This is a genomic window from Pseudarthrobacter polychromogenes (assembly GCF_014644495.1).
In the GTDB taxonomy this organism is placed as follows: Bacteria; Actinomycetota; Actinomycetes; order Actinomycetales; family Micrococcaceae; genus Arthrobacter; species Arthrobacter polychromogenes.
The window spans coordinates 153011-175431 of the sequence record NZ_BMKU01000005.1 but is presented as its reverse complement, the minus strand read 5'-3'; the positions used below and the strand labels follow the sequence as shown (position 1 = coordinate 175431).

Annotated in this window: 17 protein-coding genes; 7 read left to right on the top strand and 10 right to left on the bottom strand. The window is 61.3% G+C overall.

The window, feature by feature from the left end:
• Positions 1-516: 516 nt before the first annotated feature.
• Entirely contained in the window at positions 517-1101 is a 585-nt protein-coding gene (locus tag IEX43_RS10110) for a histidine phosphatase family protein (RefSeq protein WP_102976429.1), read from the bottom strand.
• Positions 1098-2621, bottom strand: coding sequence for a CCA tRNA nucleotidyltransferase (locus tag IEX43_RS10105; protein ID WP_188810655.1), 1524 nt, complete (start codon positions 2619-2621; stop codon positions 1098-1100). The genes IEX43_RS10110 and IEX43_RS10105 overlap by 4 nt, the downstream gene beginning before the upstream one ends.
• A 207-nt stretch (positions 2622-2828) precedes the next feature.
• Between IEX43_RS10105 and IEX43_RS10100 the strand changes: the two genes are divergently transcribed.
• The 5 genes from IEX43_RS10100 to trxA all read left to right on the top strand — a co-directional run bounded on the left by IEX43_RS10100 (position 2829) and on the right by trxA (position 8896).
• Positions 2829-3329: an NUDIX hydrolase gene (locus tag IEX43_RS10100; RefSeq protein WP_104186702.1), complete on the top strand. Its 501-nt coding sequence runs from the start codon at positions 2829-2831 to the stop codon at positions 3327-3329.
• Positions 3330-3400: 71 nt separating this feature from the next.
• Entirely contained in the window at positions 3401-5578 is a 2178-nt protein-coding gene (murJ, locus tag IEX43_RS10095) for a murein biosynthesis integral membrane protein MurJ (protein ID WP_188810654.1), read from the top strand.
• Between the two features lie 165 nt (positions 5579-5743).
• The gene (locus tag IEX43_RS10090; protein WP_188810653.1) at positions 5744-7318 is read left to right on the top strand and encodes a protein kinase family protein; all 1575 of its coding nucleotides are present in this window, start codon (positions 5744-5746) and stop codon (positions 7316-7318) included.
• A 259-nt stretch (positions 7319-7577) separates the two neighbouring features.
• Positions 7578-8534, top strand: coding sequence for a thioredoxin-disulfide reductase (trxB, locus tag IEX43_RS10085; protein ID WP_188810652.1), 957 nt, complete (start codon positions 7578-7580; stop codon positions 8532-8534).
• A 35-nt stretch (positions 8535-8569) separates the two neighbouring features.
• Positions 8570-8896, top strand: coding sequence for a thioredoxin (gene trxA / locus IEX43_RS10080; protein ID WP_188810651.1), 327 nt, complete (start codon positions 8570-8572; stop codon positions 8894-8896).
• A gap of 4260 nt (positions 8897-13156) precedes the next feature.
• On the opposite strand, the gene IEX43_RS10075 is transcribed toward trxA, so the two are convergent.
• The 8 genes from IEX43_RS10075 to rpmH all read right to left on the bottom strand — a co-directional run bounded on the left by IEX43_RS10075 (position 13157) and on the right by rpmH (position 18861).
• Entirely contained in the window at positions 13157-14437 is a 1281-nt protein-coding gene (locus IEX43_RS10075) for a ParB/RepB/Spo0J family partition protein (protein ID WP_188810650.1), read from the bottom strand.
• A 63-nt stretch (positions 14438-14500) separates the two neighbouring features.
• The gene (locus IEX43_RS10070; protein ID WP_308422227.1) at positions 14501-15568 is read right to left on the bottom strand and encodes a ParA family protein; all 1068 of its coding nucleotides are present in this window, start codon (positions 15566-15568) and stop codon (positions 14501-14503) included.
• Between the two features lie 89 nt (positions 15569-15657).
• Entirely contained in the window at positions 15658-16308 is a 651-nt protein-coding gene (gene rsmG, locus IEX43_RS10065; RefSeq protein ID WP_174178524.1) for a 16S rRNA (guanine(527)-N(7))-methyltransferase RsmG, read from the bottom strand.
• A 21-nt stretch (positions 16309-16329) separates the two neighbouring features.
• Positions 16330-16896: a Jag family protein gene (locus tag IEX43_RS10060; RefSeq protein ID WP_066272692.1), complete on the bottom strand. Its 567-nt coding sequence runs from the start codon at positions 16894-16896 to the stop codon at positions 16330-16332.
• Complete coding sequence (gene yidC, locus IEX43_RS10055) at positions 16896-17870, bottom strand: membrane protein insertase YidC (RefSeq protein ID WP_104186681.1); 975 nt, start codon at positions 17868-17870, stop codon at positions 16896-16898. The genes IEX43_RS10060 and yidC overlap by 1 nt, the downstream gene beginning before the upstream one ends.
• Before the next feature lie 15 nt (positions 17871-17885).
• Positions 17886-18281, bottom strand: coding sequence for a membrane protein insertion efficiency factor YidD (gene yidD, locus IEX43_RS10050; protein ID WP_188810648.1), 396 nt, complete (start codon positions 18279-18281; stop codon positions 17886-17888).
• Entirely contained in the window at positions 18274-18684 is a 411-nt protein-coding gene (gene rnpA / locus IEX43_RS10045; RefSeq protein WP_174178543.1) for a ribonuclease P protein component, read from the bottom strand. Before rnpA ends, yidD begins: the two co-directional genes overlap by 8 nt.
• 39 nt (positions 18685-18723) lie before the next feature.
• On the bottom strand, positions 18724-18861 hold the full coding sequence (gene rpmH, locus IEX43_RS10040; RefSeq protein WP_003800212.1) for a 50S ribosomal protein L34: 138 nt from the start codon (positions 18859-18861) through the stop codon (positions 18724-18726).
• Between the two features lie 467 nt (positions 18862-19328).
• Here rpmH and dnaA point away from each other — a divergent pair, with 467 nt between their 5' ends.
• Together dnaA and dnaN are read left to right on the top strand one after the other, a co-directional pair.
• Complete coding sequence (dnaA, locus tag IEX43_RS10035) at positions 19329-20753, top strand: chromosomal replication initiator protein DnaA (protein ID WP_104186677.1); 1425 nt, start codon at positions 19329-19331, stop codon at positions 20751-20753.
• A 524-nt stretch (positions 20754-21277) separates the two neighbouring features.
• Positions 21278-22402: a DNA polymerase III subunit beta gene (dnaN, locus tag IEX43_RS10030; RefSeq protein ID WP_174178547.1), complete on the top strand. Its 1125-nt coding sequence runs from the start codon at positions 21278-21280 to the stop codon at positions 22400-22402.
• Positions 22403-22421 lie beyond the last annotated feature (19 nt).

The following is a 22421-nucleotide window of genomic DNA, read 5'->3' as shown; positions in this document are numbered from 1 at the left end:
AGCCCTTTTATGGTGGATATCAGGGAATGCAGCAGGGCACTATGGGCAGCACGAATAGAATTACGCAGAAACTGGCGCCAATTCCCTGCACATCGGCACTAAAGCAGCATTGTGCAGGGGAGAAAAGCGGAAGAGTGCTATGGGGAAAGTCCGTGCTCCCGCAGGAACGGTTTGGCAATGCTGCACCTGCACCAGGCCGGTGTCCAGCCGGACCGATGCCCGCTGCTGCCTGGACTCCAGGCGGGAGTAGCGGCTAGGAGCCGGCGTAATCCCTAAAGGGGCGCGCAAAAGCATCAGGGGCCGGGGCAGCGGTGATGGTCGTCTTCCATCCGCTAGTCAAAGTAATCATTTTCCCAACCTCCTTTTCTGCTCTGCCGCCGCGCGGGCCAAGGACCCGGCAGCGTGCGCCGCGATCCCGGCAGGACGCTCTGGGATCAGGAATAAAATTACACCACCGGTTGGACTATTGGCTACTTAATATCCAAAAATTGTCCAACCTTATTTTGGTGGTCTCTCTTAGAGACCCCATCGGACGATCGCAGGCGTCTTTTTGTCCCACCCGAGAGTGCAGACCTTTGCGGTACCCAGAATGAAATGGCGGCCTTCCGTAGGCGGCAATTCCAGCCAGCGTGCGGTAAGGATCCTTGAGAAATGGCCGTGGGCCACAATCAGTACATTGTCCATGCCGGACTCAAGCACGCGCCCGATAATCTTGTCTGCCCTGGCCGCCACCTCGTCCAGCGTTTCGCCGTTGGGAACGCCGTGGGTCCAGATGAGGTAGTCCGGATTGTCCTTGCGGATCAGGTCCGAGCTGATCCCTTCGTAGTCGCCGTAGTTCCACTCAACAGCCAAAGGTTCGTGCTGGGCATCGGGGAAGCCGGCAAGCTCGGCCGTACGCCGCGCGCGCCTCAACGGCGAGGTGAGCACCAGGTCGAAGTCCACGGGATCCAGCACCTTCCGGGCCTCCACGGCCTGCTGTTCGCCCTCGACGGTCAGTGGAAGATCCGTAAGCCCGGTGTATTGGCCGCTCTTGGACCATTCCGTCTCGCCGTGGCGGAGGATCCAAAGCTGGGGCCTGGGGGCAAGGGCAGGAATGGTCACTTGGACTCCTCAGAAGGGGACGGCTCGACGACGGCGGGCGACGTTCCAGCGCCAGGCGTCGGGGATTCGGGGACGGCAGGTGCTGATTCAGGCTGGCCTGCCCACCAGCGGAGCAGCCGTGCTTCCGCATCCTCCGCGGGCAGGGGACCGTTCTCCATCCGCTCGTTAAGCAGGAACTTGTAGGCGCGCCCCACCACCGGACCGGGTTTGATGCCCAGCAGGGCCATGATCCGGGCACCGTCAAGGTCGGGCCGCACGGCATCCAGCGATTCCTGCTCACGGAGCGCGGCGATGCGGGCCTCGAGGTCGTCGTAGGCGAAGGCCAGGCGTTCGGCTTTCCGCTGGTTACGGGTGGTGACGTCCGAGCGGGTGAGCCGGTGCAGCCGTTCCAGCAGCGGCCCGGCATCGGTCACGTAGCGGCGGACTGCGGAGTCGCTCCAGCCGGCGTCCCCGTATCCGTAGAAGCGCATATGGAGCTCTACGAGGCGGGCCACGGCTTTGGTGGTGTCGTTATCGAAACGCAGCGCCTTCATCCGTTTGGAGGTGAGCTTCGCTCCCACCATGTCGTGGTGCCGGAAGCTCACCGCGCCGCCCGGTTCGAAGCGGCGCGTCGCCGGCTTCCCGACGTCGTGCATTAATGCTGCGAAGCGCAGCACAAAGTCCGGCCCTGGCACCGGACCCTCACTGTCCGTCTCCAGCTCCGCTGCCTGTTCCAGGACCTGCAGGGAGTGCTGGTAGACGTCCTTGTGCCGGTGGTGCTCGTCCGATTCCAGCCGCAGCGCCGAAACCTCGGGCAGCATGAACTCGGCGAGTCCTGTGTCCACCAGCAGGTCCACGCCGACGCGCGGGCGGGCGCCGCAGATGAGCTTGACCAGTTCGTCCCGCACCCGTTCGGCGGAAATGATGGTGATCCGTTCGGCCATCTGCGTCATGGCCTGCCGGACGTCCTCGTGGACGGAGACCCCAAGCTGGGCGGCGAAGCGTGCCGCGCGCATCATCCTCAGCGGATCATCCGAGAAGGACGCTTCCGGCGCCCCGGGAGTGGCCAGCACGGAGGCATGGAGGTCGCGTACGCCGCCGAAAGGATCCACCAGTTCCAGGGAGGGCAGCTTCAGGGCCATGGCGTTAATGGTGAAGTCCCGCCGGAGCAGGTCATCTGTCAGGGACGAACCGAAGGCCACCACGGGCTTGCGGGAATCGGGATCGTACGCCTCCGCCCGGTAGGTGGTGATTTCGATCTGGAATCCTGCCTTGCGCATGCCGATGGTTCCGAAGGCGCGGCCGATCTCCCAGTAGTTGTCCGCCCACTTCTTGATGAGGGCAATCGTCTGGTCCGGGGTGGCATCGGTGGTGAAGTCCAGGTCCGGGGAGGTCCGGCCCAGGAAAAGGTCACGCACCGGGCCGCCCACCAGTGACAGCTCGTGGCCGGCGTCCACAAAGCGCCGGCCGAGCTCCAGGACCACCGGGTCCACCTGGAAATCGACGGTCTGGGAATCTGTCTTGTGATGTGCGTGAGCCATAGTTACTTAAGCTTGTCAGAAACCAGCGCATCGGCAGGCCAAAATACGGTCAAGATCGTGCGGAATCACTCCACCGCCGGCAAAGTGCGTCATATGCAGTCCATGTTGGTGTCATGTTCCGGTCATCACGAACGGGCAACAGTCGTTAGAGTGGACTCCATGGCCCATCCAGTACCGAGCGCTCCCGGCAGGAGGACAAACGCACCATTGCCGTCGGCAATCGGTGCGCACGTTGCCCCTGCCCAGCATGCGGCACCGGCATCGCTGCCCACGGTTGAGGAAGTCTCGGCCGGCGGCGTTGTAGTGGACACGTCCGACGCCGAGTTGAGGGTTGCGATCATCGCCCGCCTTAACCGCGGCGGACGTTTGGAATGGTGCCTGCCGAAGGGCCATCCGGAGGGCAAGGAAAACAACGAGCAGGCAGCGGTCCGGGAAATTGCCGAAGAAACCGGCATCGAGGGGGACATCCTCGCGCCGCTCGGAAGCATTGACTACTGGTTTACAGTCAGCGGCCACCGGGTCCACAAGACGGTCCACCATTACCTCCTGCGGGCAACGGGCGGCGAACTGACCATCGAGAACGATCCGGACCAGGAAGCCGTGGACGTGGCCTGGGTTCCCATCCAGGAGCTGGCCCGGAAGCTGTCCTTCCCCAACGAACGCCGGATTGCCGACCTCGCCCGCGAGGTCCTCCCGGAGCACCTCTAGGACTGCAGGTTCCCGGGCGCAGGGCGCCTGCGTTGCGGCTTTAACTGCCTTCGGGTGAGACGATGAAGTCGATGTCAGCTACCAACTTTCCTTCCGATAAAGCCGGCCGGCCCGGCGATGCCGTCCCGGACGGCGTTCCCCCCGAGCCGGCGGGCCCGGACAGCACCCCTGGCGCCGTGGCTGCCAGTGAAACCCGGTCAAGTGCCATCATGGCCGCCGGGACGCTCGTGTCCCGGTTCCTGGGCTTTGGCAAGACCTGGATGCTGGGCACGGCGCTCGGCCTGGGCTCCACTGTCAATGACACCTTCATCAATGCGAACAACCTGCCCAACCTGATCTTCCTGCTCGTGGCGGGCGGGGTGTTCAATGCTGTCCTTGTTCCGCAGATCATCAAGGCAAGCAAGGCCCCGGACAGGGGAGCGGACTACATCAGCCGGCTGCTCACGCTGGCTGTGCTGCTCCTGCTGGGACTGACGGCGCTGGTGACGCTGGCGGCACCCTGGGTCATTGAACTCACAACGCAGGGATACACTCCGCAGCAGAAAGCGCTGGCCGTGGCATTCGCTTTCTGGTGCCTGCCGCAGATCTTCTTCTATGGCCTGTATGCCCTCCTGACGCAGGTCCTCAACGCCAATGGGGCTTTTGGACCCGCCATGTGGGCGCCCATCCTGAACAACCTGGTGGCGATAGCCGGCCTGGGGATGTTCATCTGGATTTTCGGCGAGAACAAGGTGAACCCGCACACCCTGGACAACTGGGGCGCCACCCAGACCCTGCTGGTAGCCGGGTTCTCAACCATCGGCGTCATTTCACAAACAGCCATCCTGATGATCCCCGTGATGAGGCTGAAGCTTGGAATCCGGCCCCGCTTCGGCTGGCGGGGAGTGGGACTGGGCCAGGCAGCCAAGCTGAGCGTTTGGACCCTGCTGACCGCCGCCGTCGGGCAGCTCGCGTTCCTCTATGTCATGCGTATCGCCACCATCCCCGGCGCGGAACGCATCAGGCTCCAGCAGGCAGGGGACCCCTCGGCCTACATGCTGCCAGGAAACGCCGTGCTGGAGGTGGCCAGCCAGCTCTACCTGCTGCCGCACTCCATCATTGCCCTATCCCTGGCAACGGTGCTGTTCAACCGGATGACCCGGGCCTCCCAGGACGGCAACCGTGACGCGTTGCGTGAAGCCCTCTCGCACGGACTGCGGACCATGGCGGTGGCAACCGTGTTCGGTGCACTGGCGCTGTTTGCCCTGGCAGGTCCCCTCGGCATGTTCTTCTCGGGCGGGCTCCGCCAGGACGGAGTGATGCTGGCCCAGACGCTCACCATCCTGGCGCTCAGCACGCCGTTCATGAGCGCCAACTTCATGATGTCCCGGGTGTTCTACGCGAACGAGGACGCCCGGACGCCCTTCTACGTCCAGCTGCTCCTGGCTGTTGTGTACGTGGCCGGTGCGTTCGCCATCCAGTTCCTTCCTGTCACCCAGATCATCTACGCCATCGCAGTCCTCTACATGGTGGGCAACATCCTCTCGGTGGTCATCAGCGCCTGGTTCCTGCGGCGCCTCCTGGGGCACCTGGACGGGCCGCGGATCGCCAACTCCTACATCCGCATGGGGTATGCAGCGCTGGGCTCCGCCATCGCCGGCGCGGGTGCCCTGTGGCTCCTGGGGAGCTACAGTCCGGACGGGTTTGCCTGGCGCGACAGGCTGGCAGCCCTCATCACCGTCGTTGTGGTGGGCCCAATCATGCTGGTGGCCTACTTCTTCCTCCTTAAGCTGTTCCGGGTTTCCGAACTGCGCGACCTTCTCCGGCCCCTCCTCGGCCGGCTGGGGCGCGGCGGACCGGCCGCACCTCCCGCTGGAGGCGGGACCCCGCCGTCGGACGCGCCCTCCGGTGCGCCGTCTGACTCACCGCATGATTCTCCATCCGGTGGGCGCCAGCAGCCGGAACGTGCCACCACGTCCGTTGACACAGGCCTCATCCCAAGGATTTCAGGTGAGTTCGACGCCGTATCCTTCAGGGCCGGGCCGGCCCCGGAGCAGGCGGCGCCCGGGCGCGGGGCGCGGGAAAAGGAACCGCTCGACGGCGATGGCCCGCCAACGTCCGACGGCGACTACCTCCCGGGAGAGGACCAGTCCAGCACGGCACGGGGAGGTTTCCTGCGGGAGCAGATCCCCCTTCCAGGGCGCCGCACCTTCCAGGGGAAGCCCGGAGAGAACCCCCATTTCAAGCCGAGGAAACCCCGGAAAAAGTGACGTTCCCGCGGTTTCCGGCCGCCTTCGTCCAAGGTGGAAGGGACGCAATCGGCTAGGATCGAAAAGGTACAGGGGTAGTTGCATCCAGGGGTCAGGCGCCCGCCGGCTCCTGGACGGTGGTTGCATCATTCAAGCCGGCAATCCCGGACAGTCTAGGAGGAACACGTGTCCAACCCGATCGATGTCGGATCAGTACTGGGCGGCCGCTACAAGGTCACTGCCACGGTATTGGCGTCGCACGACCACGATCTGGTGCTGGACGGTGTGGATCAGGTCCTGAACCGTCCCGTCAGCATACTGGTGGCCGGACCCGGCAACACCGAACAGGTTGCCCAGAGCGCCCGGGAAGTAGCCACCGGCGAACGTCCCGGAACCGTCCAGGTCCTGGACCTCGGCATGAGCGAGGCAGCCACCTACCTCATCACCAACCACACTTCCGCAGCGGATCTGCTGGACCTGGTGGTGGCCTCCAATCCTCCCTACGTGGAACCTTTTTTCACGGACACCCTGGGAAGCGAAATCTTTGGCCAGCCACGGTCGAACGAGCCGGAACCCTACGACGATGAAGACCATGTAGAAGCCGGCTACATCAACTACTCGGACAACCACGCCAGCCAGGTGGATCCTTACCGTGCAGCGCCGGCTGTTCCGCCGAAACCACCAGTTCGTCCTGCTGCCGCGCCTTCCTCTGGACGCTCGTCCAACGGGGCCTCCGCTGGAGGCCAGGCAGCGGCAGCCGGTGGAGCTCTTGCTGCGGGAGGAGCCGCAGGTGCGTCCGCTGCCGCCGGCTCCGGAACCGATCGTTCGGCACGCGCCGAGGATCACCAGGCCGCCCACACGCCGGCTGTAGGCCACACGCAAGGATCCCCCGGCTCACCTGCCGGTAAGCCCAAGGTGTCGCTGTGGTCCGATGACGATTACGCGCACGCTGAAGAGCATGCCGCGGTGGATTCCTCGGTCGACGACGAACCAGAGGCCAAGAAGAAGAAATCTTCCGTTTTTGCACGGTCGGCTGCACCGGCAGCTGGTGGCGGCGCGTCCATTCCCGATCAGGGCCCTTATGACGACGACGACCGTGACGAACCCGCCCGCGAGCCACGGTCCATGCGCTGGTTGGTTGGTGGACTGCTGGCCGTGGTGCTCATTGCCGGACTGGTATTTGCCGTCACCAACCTGGGCAGCCTGTTCTCCTCGCCGCCGCAGGCAGTGCCCACGGCACCGGGCACCAACAACAGCGCTCCTGAAGACACTTCGGCTCCGACGCAGGCACCCACAACGGCCCCGCCGGCTGCACCCCCGGCCATCGAGAGCATCACCAGGCAGGGCAACTTCGACTTTGCGGCCACCTTTGATGGCGACCTCGTCAGGGCGTACGACGGTAACGCAGCGAGCTTCTGGTCCGACATGGAGTTCGCCACCGAGAACTGGGGCGGATTGGCACCCCAGGGCGTCCCCCTGGTGGTGAAACTCGAGGAGCCCACCCAGGTGTCCTCCATTACGCTTTCGCAGCTTGGCGGCTCGGGTGGCAACATCACTGTCTACACCAACGACCGTCCTGCACTGGATGGGGCTAAAGCAGTAGGAACCAACAGCTTCACGTCCACTGACCTGACCATGCCTTTGGCGGAGCCGGTGGAGGCCGAGTATGTGATCGTCTCCATCAACTCCCTGCCGCGGCTGGCTGCTCCGAAGACCCGTTACGGATTCGGCATCCGGCTCGCGGAGATCAAGGTCCAGTAACCAGGTTCCTCCTGACTGTGGGTGGCGTTCGTGAGGGCCTTGGCAGTCATTAGTGTGGAATCTTGGACACATCCAGGAGCACGCGGACTCCTGCCGCCTGGGCGGTAACCTTGAAAGAGCGCCTACGGTGACGGCGGCCTGCTGTGCACCGGTGGTCAACCATGTCCTGGCGCCGGAATAATCAGCAACACGCAGCAGTTGTGCCATGTGGCCGGCCTCCACGAGGGGCGCGTCAAACAAGGAAGAGGTTCACCGTTCAGTGACCATCGCAGAAAAAACCGCGTCCGATGTACGTGATGTCATCATTGTCGGCTCAGGCCCGGCCGGTTACACGGCAGCTGTCTACACAGCACGTGCCAACCTGAAGCCGCTGATGCTGGCCGGCTCCGTCACTGCCGGCGGCGAACTCATGAACACAACAGACGTTGAGAACTATCCGGGCTTTCCGGAGGGGATCATGGGTCCGGACCTGATGGAGAACTTCGAAAAGCAGGCTGTCCGCTTTGGCACGGAGATCCAGTTCGAGGACGTCACCAGTCTTGAACTTGAAGGACCGGTCAAGACGGTCACCATCGCCACCGGTGAGAGCTTCAAGGCAAAAGCCGTCATTCTCTCCACAGGATCGGCCTACCGCGAATTGGGCCTGCCGAACGAAAAGCGCCTCTCCGGACACGGCGTTAGCTGGTGTGCAACCTGCGACGGTTTCTTTTTCAAGGATCAGGACATCGCTGTGATTGGTGGCGGTGACTCCGCCATGGAGGAGGCCCTGTTCCTCACCAAGTTCGCCAGGTCAGTCACGGTTGTACACCGCCGGGACTCCCTGAAGGCTTCCAAAATCATGGCCGACCGTGCCCTGGCCCATGAGAAAATCAGCTTCGTCTGGAACAGCACTGTGGATGACGTCATCGGCGAGGAAAAGGTCACCGGGCTGAAGGTCAAGAATCTTCTTGACGGAAGTGTTTCCGATCTCGCAGTCACAGGCGTGTTCGTAGCGATCGGCAACGACCCCCGAACCGAGTTGGTCAAACACATCCTGGACCTCACCTCTGAGGGAACCATCGCCGTCGAAGGCCGGAGCTCCAGGACCAGCATTCCCGGCGTGTTTGCGGCCGGTGATGTGGTGGACCCCACCTATCGCCAGGCGATCACCGCTTCAGGCTCCGGCTGTGTCGCGGCGATCGATGTTGAGCACTACCTCGCAGACTTGCCCGCGTAAGTACCGCCACGATACCCGAAGAGAGAGATCAGGTTATGAGCAACGCAAAAGACGTAACGGACGCAAGCTTCAGCACGGACGTATTGTCCTCCGAAAAGCCGGTAATCGTTGATTTCTGGGCTGAATGGTGCGGCCCCTGCCGCAAGCTGGGCCCGATCCTGGATGAGATCTCCGTGGAATACAGCGAGAAGGTCGACGTGGTCAAGGTAAACGTCGACGACAACCCGGCTATCGCTGCCGAATACGGCATCACCTCAATCCCCGCCGTTTATCTCTTCCAGGGTGGGGAAGTGAAGAGCACAGTCATCGGCGCCAAGCCGAAGCAGTTCTTCGAAAAGGAATTTGCGGACGTTCTGTCCTAGGGGTTTTTCTACCTCAGCTGAATTGAACAGAAGAGTGGCCACTGCCTGACGGTGGCCACTTTTTTGTTGCCAGTTGCCAGCAACGTTGCCACATGCCTACAACCGTAGTGCCTAAACCGACGACAAGGCGCTGTGTCCGTGTTCACCAACGCGGCGGTCTACGTGTTTCACGTGAAACATGACTCTGGACTAGTGTGCTCCAAGCTGAAGCACCAATGTGGCGCGGTTTCGGTCCACATCTGATGCCCAGGAGCGGTATGCCCTCTTAACTCGCGGAACACTTTCAGGCTTTCGGTGTGCCTCCTGACGACCAAAAGGCATCTGGGTAGCAATCTGCTCCGTGGGCTGGCAAATGAACCGCTACGTCGAACTCTTAGGAGAAGGGCTACATTGGAACTTTTCCTAGACCGCGTCAGCAGGCGAAAGCTCCACCAAGGCCGGAAGAAGACACGGCAGCAGGAAAGGCCAGGCCGCTGTTCTCCGGAGGTGCTTGGTCGGAAAAGGCACAAGATATCACCAGATAACTCCTGAGCTGGCTGCACGGCCTCCGTAGCCGTTGGCTAGGCGTCAGCTGCGGTTTCACGTGAAACATCAAGTGGGTTGAGACCATTGCCACGCAGTGCTGCCGAGCCACAACACGCATAGCCCTTTCCTCATAAGGACACACGAACAAACAAACACAAGTGCATGGTGCGATTATCGAAATCAGGCACTGGTTGACATAGAAATCAAGCGACCGCCCAGCCATTCCCTGCTCCAGGAAAGTGGATGGCGATCGCCTAATGCCCATGAGTCACTGGCAGGGGTGGCGCGCGGCACGCCTTTTGGCTCAGTCGACCTGCGCACTGCACCCTTCCGCATCATTTAGAAGCACAGTAAACCGTTCCCTCCCGATGTGGAAGAACGACCAAGGCCCCAGCGTGCCGCGGTTTCAGCTAGCCATGTCACCGACAGACATGATGGTCCACTCCGCAGTCGATCTGCCTTAGGCTGCAAATGAGCCGCATGTGCATGCTGACGATCACCAGCCGATCTTCTATCCTTCCGTCCCACGTGGAACTCAGCGTGCGGGCACCAGAGGGGTCATGGAGTTCAAGCATGTTCAGACACGGGGGCGTACGGCAGCGGACCTGCAGTAGGACGAATGAATTGTGCGTCGCGGTAACAGCCGCTCGTTGATGCAGACCCGCCTAAATTGGAACGCCAGTATCGAAGCGCGCTTTCCGATCCCCTCCGAGTAGGGCTTTGCGTTCAAGCCGCAGTCTTGACGTAGGCGAAGAGCAGAAGCCCCTTGATGCGACGTACTGTTTCACGTGAAACGGAATGCGCGGCCGGCGGTCCGTCCTCCTCGAACCGCGATGCAGCCCTTCACCAGGGTGCAGCACCTCGGCAGTAGCACGCCAACGATCTGACTTGAGCTGCAGACGCGCCGATGTCATCCCCTTGGGGCTAGCGAGGACGGGGCTCAGTTCTGCGGTGCGTGGTCCTATCGCCTGCAATGGAGGATGGGTAGGCGGGGTTTGTGCGCAATTTGTTCTCCTACTCAGCGCGGACGACTTGGCACGCTGCTAAAAGGGATGGCTCTTTGACTGGCCGAGCACAGGAAAGGAAGCCGCAGAGTGCCGGCCCATCCATGTGCAGGGCATCAGGGGGACTGCGCAAGGGAGAAACTGGACATCTCCAGGGGAATGACGGCCTTGGTTCACCGACTTAGCTGATGAGCGCTGAGTTGGGATTGGCGTCGACTTGAAATCCGGGCGCGTCAAAAAGAAGCGAAGAGCCTTGGACTCCTAGACCGGTGTTGATCGACGTTGACCTCTATGCATCGCCAGCGCGCTACCAGGGGTTATAGACCATGATAGATATCCACACCTTTTTCCACAGAGCTACCAACGGGTATTCACAGCAATATCAGCAGGGCGCGAGGCCCTTGGCCCTGCCATCTATTTGACGGGGATCGACAGATATACGGCCGCCAGTCGGTGACTACAAGTAGTGTTGCATCTCACGGCTCTGGGCCCCAGAGTGCGCGGTTCTCCTAATGCAGGAAAGTTGCTTGAAATAGCTGCATCCAGGCTGTTTATCTCGTCTTGTGCGCGCCGCGTACAGCAAACCGCCGAGTGTTTCACGTGAAACACGAGGGGCCCCATTGTCGGTCACCTGCGAAGCCAAAAATTTCGCGCCAGTCTGGCAAACCCGTAAAGCAAGACGGCCCTAAAACTCTCCCAACCGACAGCCTCCTATCCACATGGTTATCCACAGCGTTTTCCACGGTCTGCGCTACCAGCAAGAAATGATCCTGGGCCGAAAGGTGCAGGTGGAGATGCAGTTGTCCACCCCTGGATCAGAGGCGTAAAAGCCGTTAACCTCCTGCGACATAGTCCGAATTCGTGCTCTGCCAGGATGGCACGCGATAGTGAAACCTTGTGGCACCTCCGCAGTTCTAGATACGCACAAGCACCATAATCCGGGATACAGTCAGTGGCTAAAGGACCACGGTCGCGCAGGATTCAACGAGGACTAGAGTGGCATCGGCCAGGGGAGAGCAGCAAGGACTGGATCCACTGTCGCACGGAACCGGGCTTGTGGGGGCGCGTCAATGATATGCCGCGGGCGTCCCATGGCCACGCACATGGGACGCCCGACAGTTCCTGGCACTGGGCGGCGCTACATGTCCAGCAATTGGCGCCCGATGGCCCACCAATACGCGAGGTCCAGGGAAATGGCTCAGATTCGTAGGGTCGAAGCTGGGAGTAAATGTCGGCCGCCAGCGGGCCAGCGCAGCTATTCGACAACAGTGCGCCCCACGCTGAAGCGATTACCCTGCGTGCCCTCCTCCCGCTCGGAATGCGTCCTCGCCCACCGCTCGTCGAGGTCGTGAGATCCGCTGACTCGAACCTTGAGAACGGCTTCAACGCAAACTACGGCGTGGGCAACAGCCTGAACTTTCGAGCCGACCAAAACAGTGTTTTGCTCGTCCCTACCGATCGGTCCCTGTTTCACGTGAAACGGGCCTATGCACGACCTGGTCAAACCGGAACGTTTGCGCAATTCGGCCATACGTGGAACGTTTGCACTTGTCGACCAATGTGATGGAGTCCTCCGCCACGACCAAACTGTCCGGTCACAGTGCCCATAACTGTAGATGAGCGAGTCCGGGCAGCGGTTGTCGTCTTGGATTTGAATACGTGTTGGACAGCCTTTTGAGACCGAGGCCCGAAATGCCGTTGGAACACATGCGCCAACGCAACGCTGGGCCACAAGACATCATCGGCGTCAATACTGCACAAGACAACGGTCGAGAATCGCATCAACCTGAAGCCGGACAAGTTTGCCCAGGCCGCCTACGCAGTGGGGGACTCCAGCTCTCTAGCCTAAATACCTTCCCTAGCGACGACTAGGGCTAATAGTTCCTAAGAAGAATGCCGTTCTACGCAAGAAGAGCCCACAGGACTACGACACGAAGGCGGCGTCGCGGCCACTACATACCGCCACATGTTCCACGTGAAACATTAGGGGCACCGCCCTGCCGTTTTGGATACCTGCGAAGCGCCCAATTGAACGATCCAGGAAGCCACACACAGGCCTGCCTTTCGACAACTCCATTGATTTACCGCATCTTCGCTTGCTAACGGCGTGGCTCCGCCCCCTGTGAGACGACGATGCGTGCTGCAGGAGAGACCAACTCCGCCGGTATAGGGGTTACTCAAATGGCCAGCATCCGGCATAGACAAGCACCTTATCTGCCAGCCCAGAGCTGCCTCCCTGGCTCCTCGCCCCCACGCTGGCCGCTTTGGGCGCCAGTTGGCCATAGGCACAGTACTGCGAAGCTCCGATTGCGGCGGCCAGCGACGAGTTTCACGTGAAACATTGCTACACCTGGCGGAACACGCTCAATCGGGTCTGGGTCCACCGGTAACCGTCTAAAGCCTGCGGAAAGCCTTACAGCTTCTACGGTGGGGTTTCAGTTTCGGGCCTGAGGTTGACTGGCATTTGCTCGGGCCTACGCGCTTCCGACTAAGTAATGCGCAAGATGTGCAGTCAACGAAGGTGACGGGCTTCGCAAACGGCCCATGCCTCACTCAGTTCCGCTCGTGACAACTCCGTGGGCCGCCAACTCTATCAGCCCTAAAGGTGCCGTTATAGCGTGTACTCCCTAAATGAAGCCCGGTATATGCTGTGCTCGGTCATAGCAGGAAGGCCCTAGAGACGAGTAGGGCCCGATTCGATGTGAACCGGGCCCTACTCGCAGAAAGATGGTTAGCCGCTCTGGCCGGGAGCCAGGACCTCCATAATGCGGTTGAGGTCTTCGACGCTCGCGAATTCAATGCTCACTTTTCCCTTACGGACACCAAGGGAGATCTTGACGTTGGTATCAAGCCGGTCGGAAAGCGAGGAAGCCAAATAGTCGAGCCGCTCATGGCGGGCACCAGGACGGGGGATGTTGTTCTTTGTCGGCTTCGCCGGATCCTGATACAGCGTCACAGCCTCTTCCGTTGCTCGGACCGACATGCCCTCCGCAACGATCTTCTGAGCCAGGCGCTCCATCGCGGCAGCGTCAGGAAGGGCCAGGAGGGCGCGAGCGTGGCCCGCGGACAGAACGCCGGCCGCTACACGGCGCTGCACCAGCGGAGGCAGCTTAAGGAGCCGCAGGGTATTCGAGACCTGCGGACGCGAACGGCCGATGCGGTCCGCCAGCTGTTCGTGCGTCGTCCCAAAGTCTTCCAAGAGCTGCTGGTAGGCCGCAGCTTCTTCCAGGGGGTTGAGCTGACTGCGGTGCAGGTTTTCCAGCAGCGCATCCCGAAGCAGGTCGTCGTCGGTGGTGTCCCGGACGATTGCAGGGATGGTTTCGAGGCCAGCGGCCTGAACTGCCCTCCATCTGCGCTCACCCATGACGAGCTCAAAGGGCTCGCCACCTTCTTCGGTTGACTTCCGCACAACAATTGGCTGGAGGACACCGATTTCGCGTACCGAGTGTACAAGCTCAGCCATGTCGTCTTCATCAAAGACAGACCGCGGCTGTTTGCGGTTGGGGTGGATGTCAGAGACCGGAATTTCCGCAAAGCGGACACCCGGCACCTCCACCAGATCAACGCCGTTGTCGTTCCATGCAGGAGTTTCATTGCGCGTACCGGTGGTGCCTGCCGAGGCAACCTCCTCCGGCATGCCCTGCTGCTTCTGCCCAGCTTCATCAGCGTCGTCGACGCTGACTGCCGGCACTTCCTTCTTGGCCTTAGCGGCAGCATTCGCCTTCGGTGCCGTCGTACCAGCTTGCGGCCCCTTGGTTGCAGCAGACTTGGCTGAAGAAGGTTTGACTGGGGAGGATTTGGGGGACGCAGCCGCCGTAGTCTTTTCTTCTACGGGCTTCGACGACTGGGTCTCGACGGCCTCCTCTGAAGGCTCCGTCTTCTTGCGTCCCTCAGGGAAGAAGAGATCTACCGGACGCGAGACGGTTGTCGCGTTACCCGACCCGTTGGCGGCGGCGGAACTTGGAATCAGCGCACCCAGACCGCGGCCCAGGCCGCGTCGTTTCTCGCTCATTGGTAATCCCTCCAGTGGTAGAGCCAGGCGTTGCCAGGCTCCAGTCGTTGCAGTTTGAAGATTTTAGCGCTCTGCTATTTCAGCAGCGGCTTCCAGATAAGACAGGGCTCCACTGGAGGAAGGGTCGTACGTCATGACCGTCTGCTGGTAGCTCGGTGCTTCCGAGATACGCACAGAGCGCGGAACCACAGCAGAGAGGACCTGATCCGGGAAGTGCTGGCGGACCTCGGCCGCAACCTGGGCTGCGAGGTTGGTACGGCCGTCGTACATGGTCAACAGGATCGTCGACACCACCAGGTCGGCATTCAGGTGCTTCTGGATCATCTCGATGTTCTTCAGCAGCTGGCTCAGGCCTTCAAGTGCGTAGTACTCGCACTGGATGGGGATGAGTACCTCGTTGGCTGCGCAGAAAGCATTGACGGTCAGCAGTCCAAGGCTTGGCGGGCAATCGATGAAGATGTAGTCGAGCCGCTGCTCGCCGTTCTTCTCTCGGGTTTTGGCATAAACGTCGATGGCTCGCCTGAGCCGCTGTTCACGGGCCACGAGGGAAACCAGCTCAATTTCCGCGCCTGCCAGGTGAATGGTTGCGGGTGCGCAGATCAGGTTTCCGATGTCCGGGCACGGTGCCACCACATCGGCGAGGGGCACGTCGTTGATCAGGACATCGTAGATGCTGTCCACGTCCGCGTGATGTTCGATCCCCAAGGCGGTCGAAGCGTTGCCCTGCGGGTCAATGTCGATCACCAGGACATTGAGGCCGGCCGCCGCCAGGGCCGCCGCAATGTTCACGGTGGTGGTGGTCTTCCCCACCCCACCCTTCTGGTTGGAGACCGTGAAGATCCGGGTGTTCTCAGGACGCGGCAGTTGGCGACCTATCAGGCGTTCACGGCGTTTGGTTTCATGCGCCAGCTCGCGGGCAATGGGGCTGGAATCGTCGATCGCATCAATAACGTTGGATCTACCGCCAGCAGTTGTTTCACGTGAAACGGCTGCTGACTTGGCGGCCTTCGAAACCCGTTCCGGGTGAATCCCGCCTCTGGCGGGGGTCGCGATAGGACCAGCGACAGAACGTGCTGACCCCAAAGACACAAACGGGGGTATCCGTTGTGTGGAGGCTTCACTACTGGTCACTGGGGCACACTCACTCTCGTTCAGCCAAATTTGCTGCCGTTGTCTAGCCTAACTGCTGGACCCGCCAGAGTTAGGCCACCGGGCCCGAACTAGGCCTTCTTTTGGGACTTGTTTACAACGATGCGAACCACGGTGGTGGGTTCCTCCAGGAGGTTCTCACCAACGGTGAGAACAGACGTCTCCACGCCCCCAAGCTTACGGATGGTCTTGGCGGCTTTTTCGATCTCCTCGGCGGCGCTGCGGCCCTTGATGGCCACTACTTCGCCCTTGCCGGCAAGAAGCGGAATGGTCAGGCCTGCGAGGTTACTGAGGGCCGAAACGGCCCTGGCCGTCACCACATCCGCCTCAACGTGGCCCACGGCCAGTTCAGCCCGGGTCCGCATGACTGTGACGTTGTCCAGGCCCAGGTCGTCAACAACTTCCTGGAGCCAAATCACCCTGCGTTCCAGCGGTTCGATGAGGGTCAGCTCCAGGTCCGGCCGGGCAATCGCCAGGCACAGCCCGGGCAGGCCTGCACCGCTGCCGACATCGGCGACGTGGCTCCCCTCGGGGATCTCACTCTCAATGACGGCGCAGTTAAGGACGTGCCGGCTCCACAGGCGGGGGATCTCCCGCGGTCCAATGAGGCCGCGCTCCGTGCCCGAGGTCGCCAGGTGTTCAACATAGCGTTTAGCCAGGTCCAACCGGTCGCCGAAGATCTTCTCCGCGGCCGAAAGCTCAGCTGGCGTAATGTCAACCATGGTTAGCGGATCAGCCATTCTCTACTCAGCGGATACAACGATGTGGCGTCCGGCGCCTTCGCCCTCGGACTCGCTGACCAGTCCCAGGTCAGCAACGGCATCATGGACGATTTTCCGCTCGTAGGCGCTCATCGGCTCCAGTGCCACCGGCTGGCCGCTTTCCTTGACTGAAGCGGCGGCGTCCTCGGCAACCTTCTGCAGGTGGCCGGTACGCTCCTGCCGGTAACCGTTGATGTCCAGCACCAGCCGCGAGCGGTTCTCGGTTGCGGACAAAACCGAAAGCCGGGTCAGTTCCTGGAGTGCCTCAAGGACTTCGCCGTCCTCACCCACCAGGCTGTCCAGGGCGTCTGATTCTTCCTCGGTCACGATGGAGATGTAGGTGCGTCCGTTGCGGACCTCAATGTCGATGTCTCCATCGATGTCGGCGATGTCCAGCAACTCCTCGAGGTAGTCCGCTGCTACGTCTCCCTCTTCCTCCAGGCGGCTGGCTGAGGAGGCCTTGGGCAGGGAAGCCTCCCCGTTCTCGGACGCGTCCTGATCGTCAATGATCTCCTCGGACAGGGCGTGTTCGGTGCTTTCGGCAGACATTACTTCTTCTTCCTGTTCTTGCGTTGTGGCTGGATACGCTGGCCCTTGGCCTGGGCCACGGCCGCGGCGGCAGCAGCGGCGTCGGCTGCCTCATCCTTCTTGCCGCCCAGGATAGGGAGGGCCGGAAGGCCCTTGGCAGCCCGGCGCTCGGCGAGGGCCTTTGCGGCGGGGGATCCCGGCGTCGGCATGCGGCGGATCACAAAGAACTGCTGTCCCATGGTCCACAGGTTGGTGGTGGTCCAGTAGATCAGGACGCCGATCGGGAAGTTGATGCCGCCAACACCGAAGACAATCGGCAGGATGTAGAGCATCATCTTCTGCTGGCGCATGAACGGGCTGGCCATGGCTTCTTCGGACATGTTCTTGGCCATGATCTGCTTCTGCGTAATGAACTGCGAGGCAGTCATGGCAAGGATCATGATGATGGAGAGGATCCAGACGGCGGTCAGGTTGCCTTCACCGCCGTGCAGAAGGGACGCGGAAAGCGTGGCCCCGAAGATGGTGGAGTCATCAAACTGTTCCACCTGGCCGTGGCTCATCGCACCAATGCCCTCGCCGCGGTCCCTCGCCGTCGAAATGCCGGACAGCACTGTGAACAGTGCGAAGAAGAACGGCATCTGGATCAGCATGGGAAGGCAGGCGGAGAAGGGGTTGGTCCCGTGCTTCTTGTACATGGCCATCTGTTCCTGCGCCATTGCCTGGCGGGACAGCTGGTCGGTCTTGCCCTTGTACTTGTCCTGGAGCTTCTTGAGGTCGGGCTGCAGGAGCTGCATGCCGCGCTGGGCCTTGATCTGCTTGACGAACACGGGGATCAGGGCGGCACGGATCACCAGCACCAGGCCGATGATGGACAGCGTCCACGTCCAGCCGGAGGCTTCCGGCAGCCCAATGGCAGTCAGCCCCTCATGGAATCCCACCATGATGATGGACACAAGCCATTTGAACGGAAACATGATTGTTTCAAAGAAGTCCATACTTATCCCTATTCGTCAGGCCGCACTGCGGCCTTCTCCATCAGTCCGAGCAGCCAGGTACTTGTCCGGGTTGTTCAGCACAACAATTGTGGGGGTCTGGTGTTCCGGCCATTCCCGGTGGCCAGCGGGGACGTGGTCCACACCGCCGGCGTTCCATGGGTGGCAGCGGCCAAGGCGCCGGACAGCGAGCCAGCTTCCCTTGACGGCGCCATGGACAGTGACAGCTTCCAGCGCATAGGCCGAGCAGGAGGGGAAGAACCGGCACACCTGGCCGTACAAGGGGGAAATCACCTTGCGGTAGGCCTTGAGAAGAAGAATGAGAATATTCCGGGGCAGGTTCCACAGGAACAGCCCCACGGATGCGGCACCACGTTGGAGAGAAGTAACGACGACGGCGGTGACGTTACGCACGCGGTGTCCCCTCCTGTGTTGTACCGGCCGAATCCTTGGCAGCAGCCCTTGCGGGGCGGCCGGCCAGCCGGACCATCGTCGATTCCAATGCGGCATTGTAATCCGACAGCAGCTGGTCCCAGCTGGCAGTTGCGGACGCGGGAAGCGCCCGGACCACTATGGCAAACCCGGTACCGTGCTCGCGCAGCGAGGCAGCACCTGCTTCTCTCAGTCTCCTCTTAACGAGGTTCCTGACCACAGCGTTCCCTACACTCTTGGAAACGATGAACCCGATCCGGCTGGGTTCGTCAGCAGCAATGGCTGCCGTATATAACACTACGTTCCGGCGCCCATTGCGGACACCGGAACGTACAGTTGTTGAAAAATCGGATGCAGTCCTCAAACGGTTACGGGTGGCCAGCACCTTAAACTCGCAAAGAAATGTCTACCGACGAGTCAGTATTTAGGCCGACAGCTCGGTGCGACCCTTGCCACGACGGGCTGCCAGAATGGCACGGCCGGCACGGGTACGCATACGAAGGCGGAAGCCGTGCTTCTTGGCTCGACGGCGGTTATTCGGCTGAAAAGTCCGCTTGCTCACGTTAGTTACTCCAGTGGATCAAAGGTGCGCCCACCCGATCAGTATGGGGAAGAACTGGCCGACGCTAAGTTTTGTATATGCACGCTTCCCCCGGCTGCCCAAGCGCACTGCGCCTGAGAGATTCAGATGGGGCCAAAAAGCGGACACAAAGGACTTCACAACGTTAGGGCAATTTAAGCCCCCGAGTCAAACCGGAACCCCTTGTGGTCCCTATCCCCAGCTGTGCCTAACCTACCCCCGGAGCCTGTGGATGAAGTGGCTCACAGCCCCCTTTTCCGAACCACACCGGTGTAATTATCCACAAGCTACTTGCCAGCTATCTTCTAGGCTTTTCATCCCCTAGAGTGGCCCAGTAGCCGATTATCCACGGACTGTGCATAACCCTGTGGATGAAGCTGAATCCATCCTGGTTCATGACTTGCGGCTGCAGGCAATGCAGGCAAAGCAAGTTTTGAGGGAACCGATTGATGACAGTAGACGAAGCCAACCACGCCAATACTGTCGGAAGTTCCTGGCGGCGTGTTGTCAGCCTGCTGGAACAGGACCACCGTGTTTCACCACGTCAGCGGGGCTTTGTCATCCTCGCGCAGGCCCAGGGCCTGATCGGTTCCACCCTCCTGGTGGCCGTCCCCAACGAGCTGACCCGTGAAGTGCTCCAGACCCAAGTCAAGGACGCACTGGATGATGCGCTGCACAACGTCTTCTCCGATGACATCCGCTGCGCCATCGACGTCGATACCGATTTGGTGCCCATCCACACGGAACCTGAACCCGTCGTCGTCGAGCCGTCCTTCTCCGCGGACCAGCTGATCGAGCAGAAGCCGCAGCCGATGCTTCCCAGCACGTCGCACGAGTTCGGCCGGCTGAACCCGAAGTACGTCTTCGATACCTTCGTCATCGGTTCGTCCAACCGCTTTGCCCACGCCGCCGCCGTCGCAGTGGCTGAAGCACCCGCCAAGGCTTACAACCCGCTGTTCATCTACGGCGACTCCGGACTCGGAAAAACGCACCTCCTGCACGCAATCGGCCACTACGCCCGCCGGCTCTACAGCGGCATCCGCGTCCGCTACGTGAATTCGGAAGAGTTCACCAACGACTTCATCAACTCCATCCGCGACGATGAAGGCGCAAGCTTCAAGACCACCTACCGCAACGTCGACGTCCTGCTCATCGACGACATCCAGTTCCTCGCAGGCAAGGACCGGACGCTCGAGGAGTTCTTCCACACGTTCAACTCGCTGCACAACAACAACAAGCAGGTAGTGATCACCTCGGACCAGCCGCCCAAGCTGCTGGCAGGGTTCGAGGACCGCATGAAGTCACGCTTCGAATGGGGCCTCCTCACCGACATCCAGCCGCCGGAACTTGAAACCCGAATCGCGATCCTCCGCAAGAAGGCGCTCAGCGAAGGCCTGTCCGCACCGGATGACGCACTTGAGTACATCGCATCCAAAATCTCCAGCAATATCCGTGAGCTTGAAGGCGCCCTGATCCGCGTTACCGCGTTCGCCAGCCTTAACCGCCAGCCCGTTGACGTGGCCCTTGCCGAAATGGTCCTCAAGGACCTCATCACCGACGACGGCGCCCAGGAGATCACGTCCAGCCAGATCCTCCAGCAGACCGCCGAGTACTTCAAGCTGAGCATGGAAGAGCTGTGCAGCAAGTCGCGCACCCGGACCCTGGTGACTGCACGCCAGATCGCCATGTATCTCTGCCGTGAACTGACGGACATGTCGCTGCCGAAGATTGGCCAGGAGCTTGGCGGCCGCGACCACACCACCGTGATCCACGCCGACAGGAAGATCCGCGAGCTGATGGCCGAGCGCCGTGTGATCTACAACCAGGTGACGGAGCTGACCAACCGGATCAAGCAGCAGCAGCGCGACTCGTAGCCGCCGTCTCTATACCTTATTAACAGGTGCATGTGGATAAGCCTGTGGATAGTTAAGGGGACAACCGCGGTTAATGGGCTTAAAACCCTTAAGGCGCCTGTGGATTCGAAAAATCGCGAAAAATGTTGTCCCCATCCACACCCTGTTTAAAACCTCCGCCGCCCACAGTCCATGAACAGGCCTTAACCGCCGGATCTCGCGGCGAGGGGGAGTTATCCACAGTTTCCACAGCAGTTATTAACACTACTAATCCCAAGAAATTGAAATCCCTCAAACAACAAGACCGGTCCGCCCTCCCGAACGTCTCCAGGCCGAGAGGCCCGAAGGGGCATGGCTGGCTTGGGGGATGGGTTAATCCCGGATCTTCCGGCTAAGCTGTCAGCAGCGCTCCCATCCTCGGGTTTTCGTGTGGTTCCGGCAGCACGGACCATGCAGGAACACGAGCGGGGCAACAACTCTTCGGAACTCCCGGCGGGACGTTTCAGGAACATCAACGCAGCAGCAATGAAAGGCGGCACCCTTCCGTGAAGTTCAGAGTCGATCGGGACGTCCTGGCAGAAGCCGTCACCTGGACAGCCCGCTCGTTGTCTCCGCGGCCGCCCGTACCGGTCCTGTCCGGGTTGCTGTTGAAAGCCGAAGCCGGCACCGTCAGCCTCTCGAGCTTCGACTACGAGACCTCTGCCCGCCTGGAAATAGCAGCGGACATCAGGGACGAGGGCACCATCCTGGTTTCCGGCCGGCTCCTGGCAGACATCTGCCGCAGCCTGCCATCCGCTCCGGTCGACGTCGAAACAGACGGCAACAAAGTCACCCTGACCTGCCGCCGCAGCAGCTTCCACCTGGCCACCATGCCGGAAGCCGAGTACCCGCCGCTTCCCGCGCTTCCGCCCATCAGCGGTACCGTTCCCGGCGACTCCTTTGCCCAGGCGGTGTCCCAGGTGATCATCGCCGCCAGCAAGGATGACACCCTGCCCATCCTCACCGGCGTGCGGATGGAGATCGAGGACGACCTCATTACGCTCCTCGCCACCGACCGCTACCGGCTGGCCATGCGCGAGGTGCCGTGGAAGCCGGTCACGCCCGGCATTTCAACCAGCGCGCTGGTCAAGGCCAAGACCCTGAACGAAGTGGCCAAGACCCTTGGCAACAGCGGCGACATTCACCTCGCCCTCGCCGATGACGAGAGCCGGCTGATTGGCTTCGAAAGCGGCGGACGCACCACCACCTCGCTGCTGGTTGACGGCGACTACCCCAAGATCCGCTCGCTGTTCCCGGACTCCACCCCCATCCACGCCACGGTGCAGACCCAGGAACTCGTAGAGGCAGTGCGGCGCGTCTCCCTCGTGGCGGAACGCAACACCCCGGTGCGCCTGGCCTTCACGCAGGGCCAGCTAAACCTGGACGCCGGCACCGGAGAGGACGCCCAGGCGTCCGAGGAACTGGAAGCGCAGCTTTCCGGTGAGGACATCACCGTGGCCTTCAACCCCCACTACCTGGTGGAGGGGCTGAGCGTGATTGAAACCAAATTTGTCCGTTTCTCCTTCACCACGGCACCCAAGCCCGCCATGATCACAGCCCAGGCAGACGCCGACGGCGAAGACCAGGATGACTACCGCTACCTGGTGATGCCGGTCCGCCTCCCCAACTGAGTAGCGCCAAGTGTCGTTT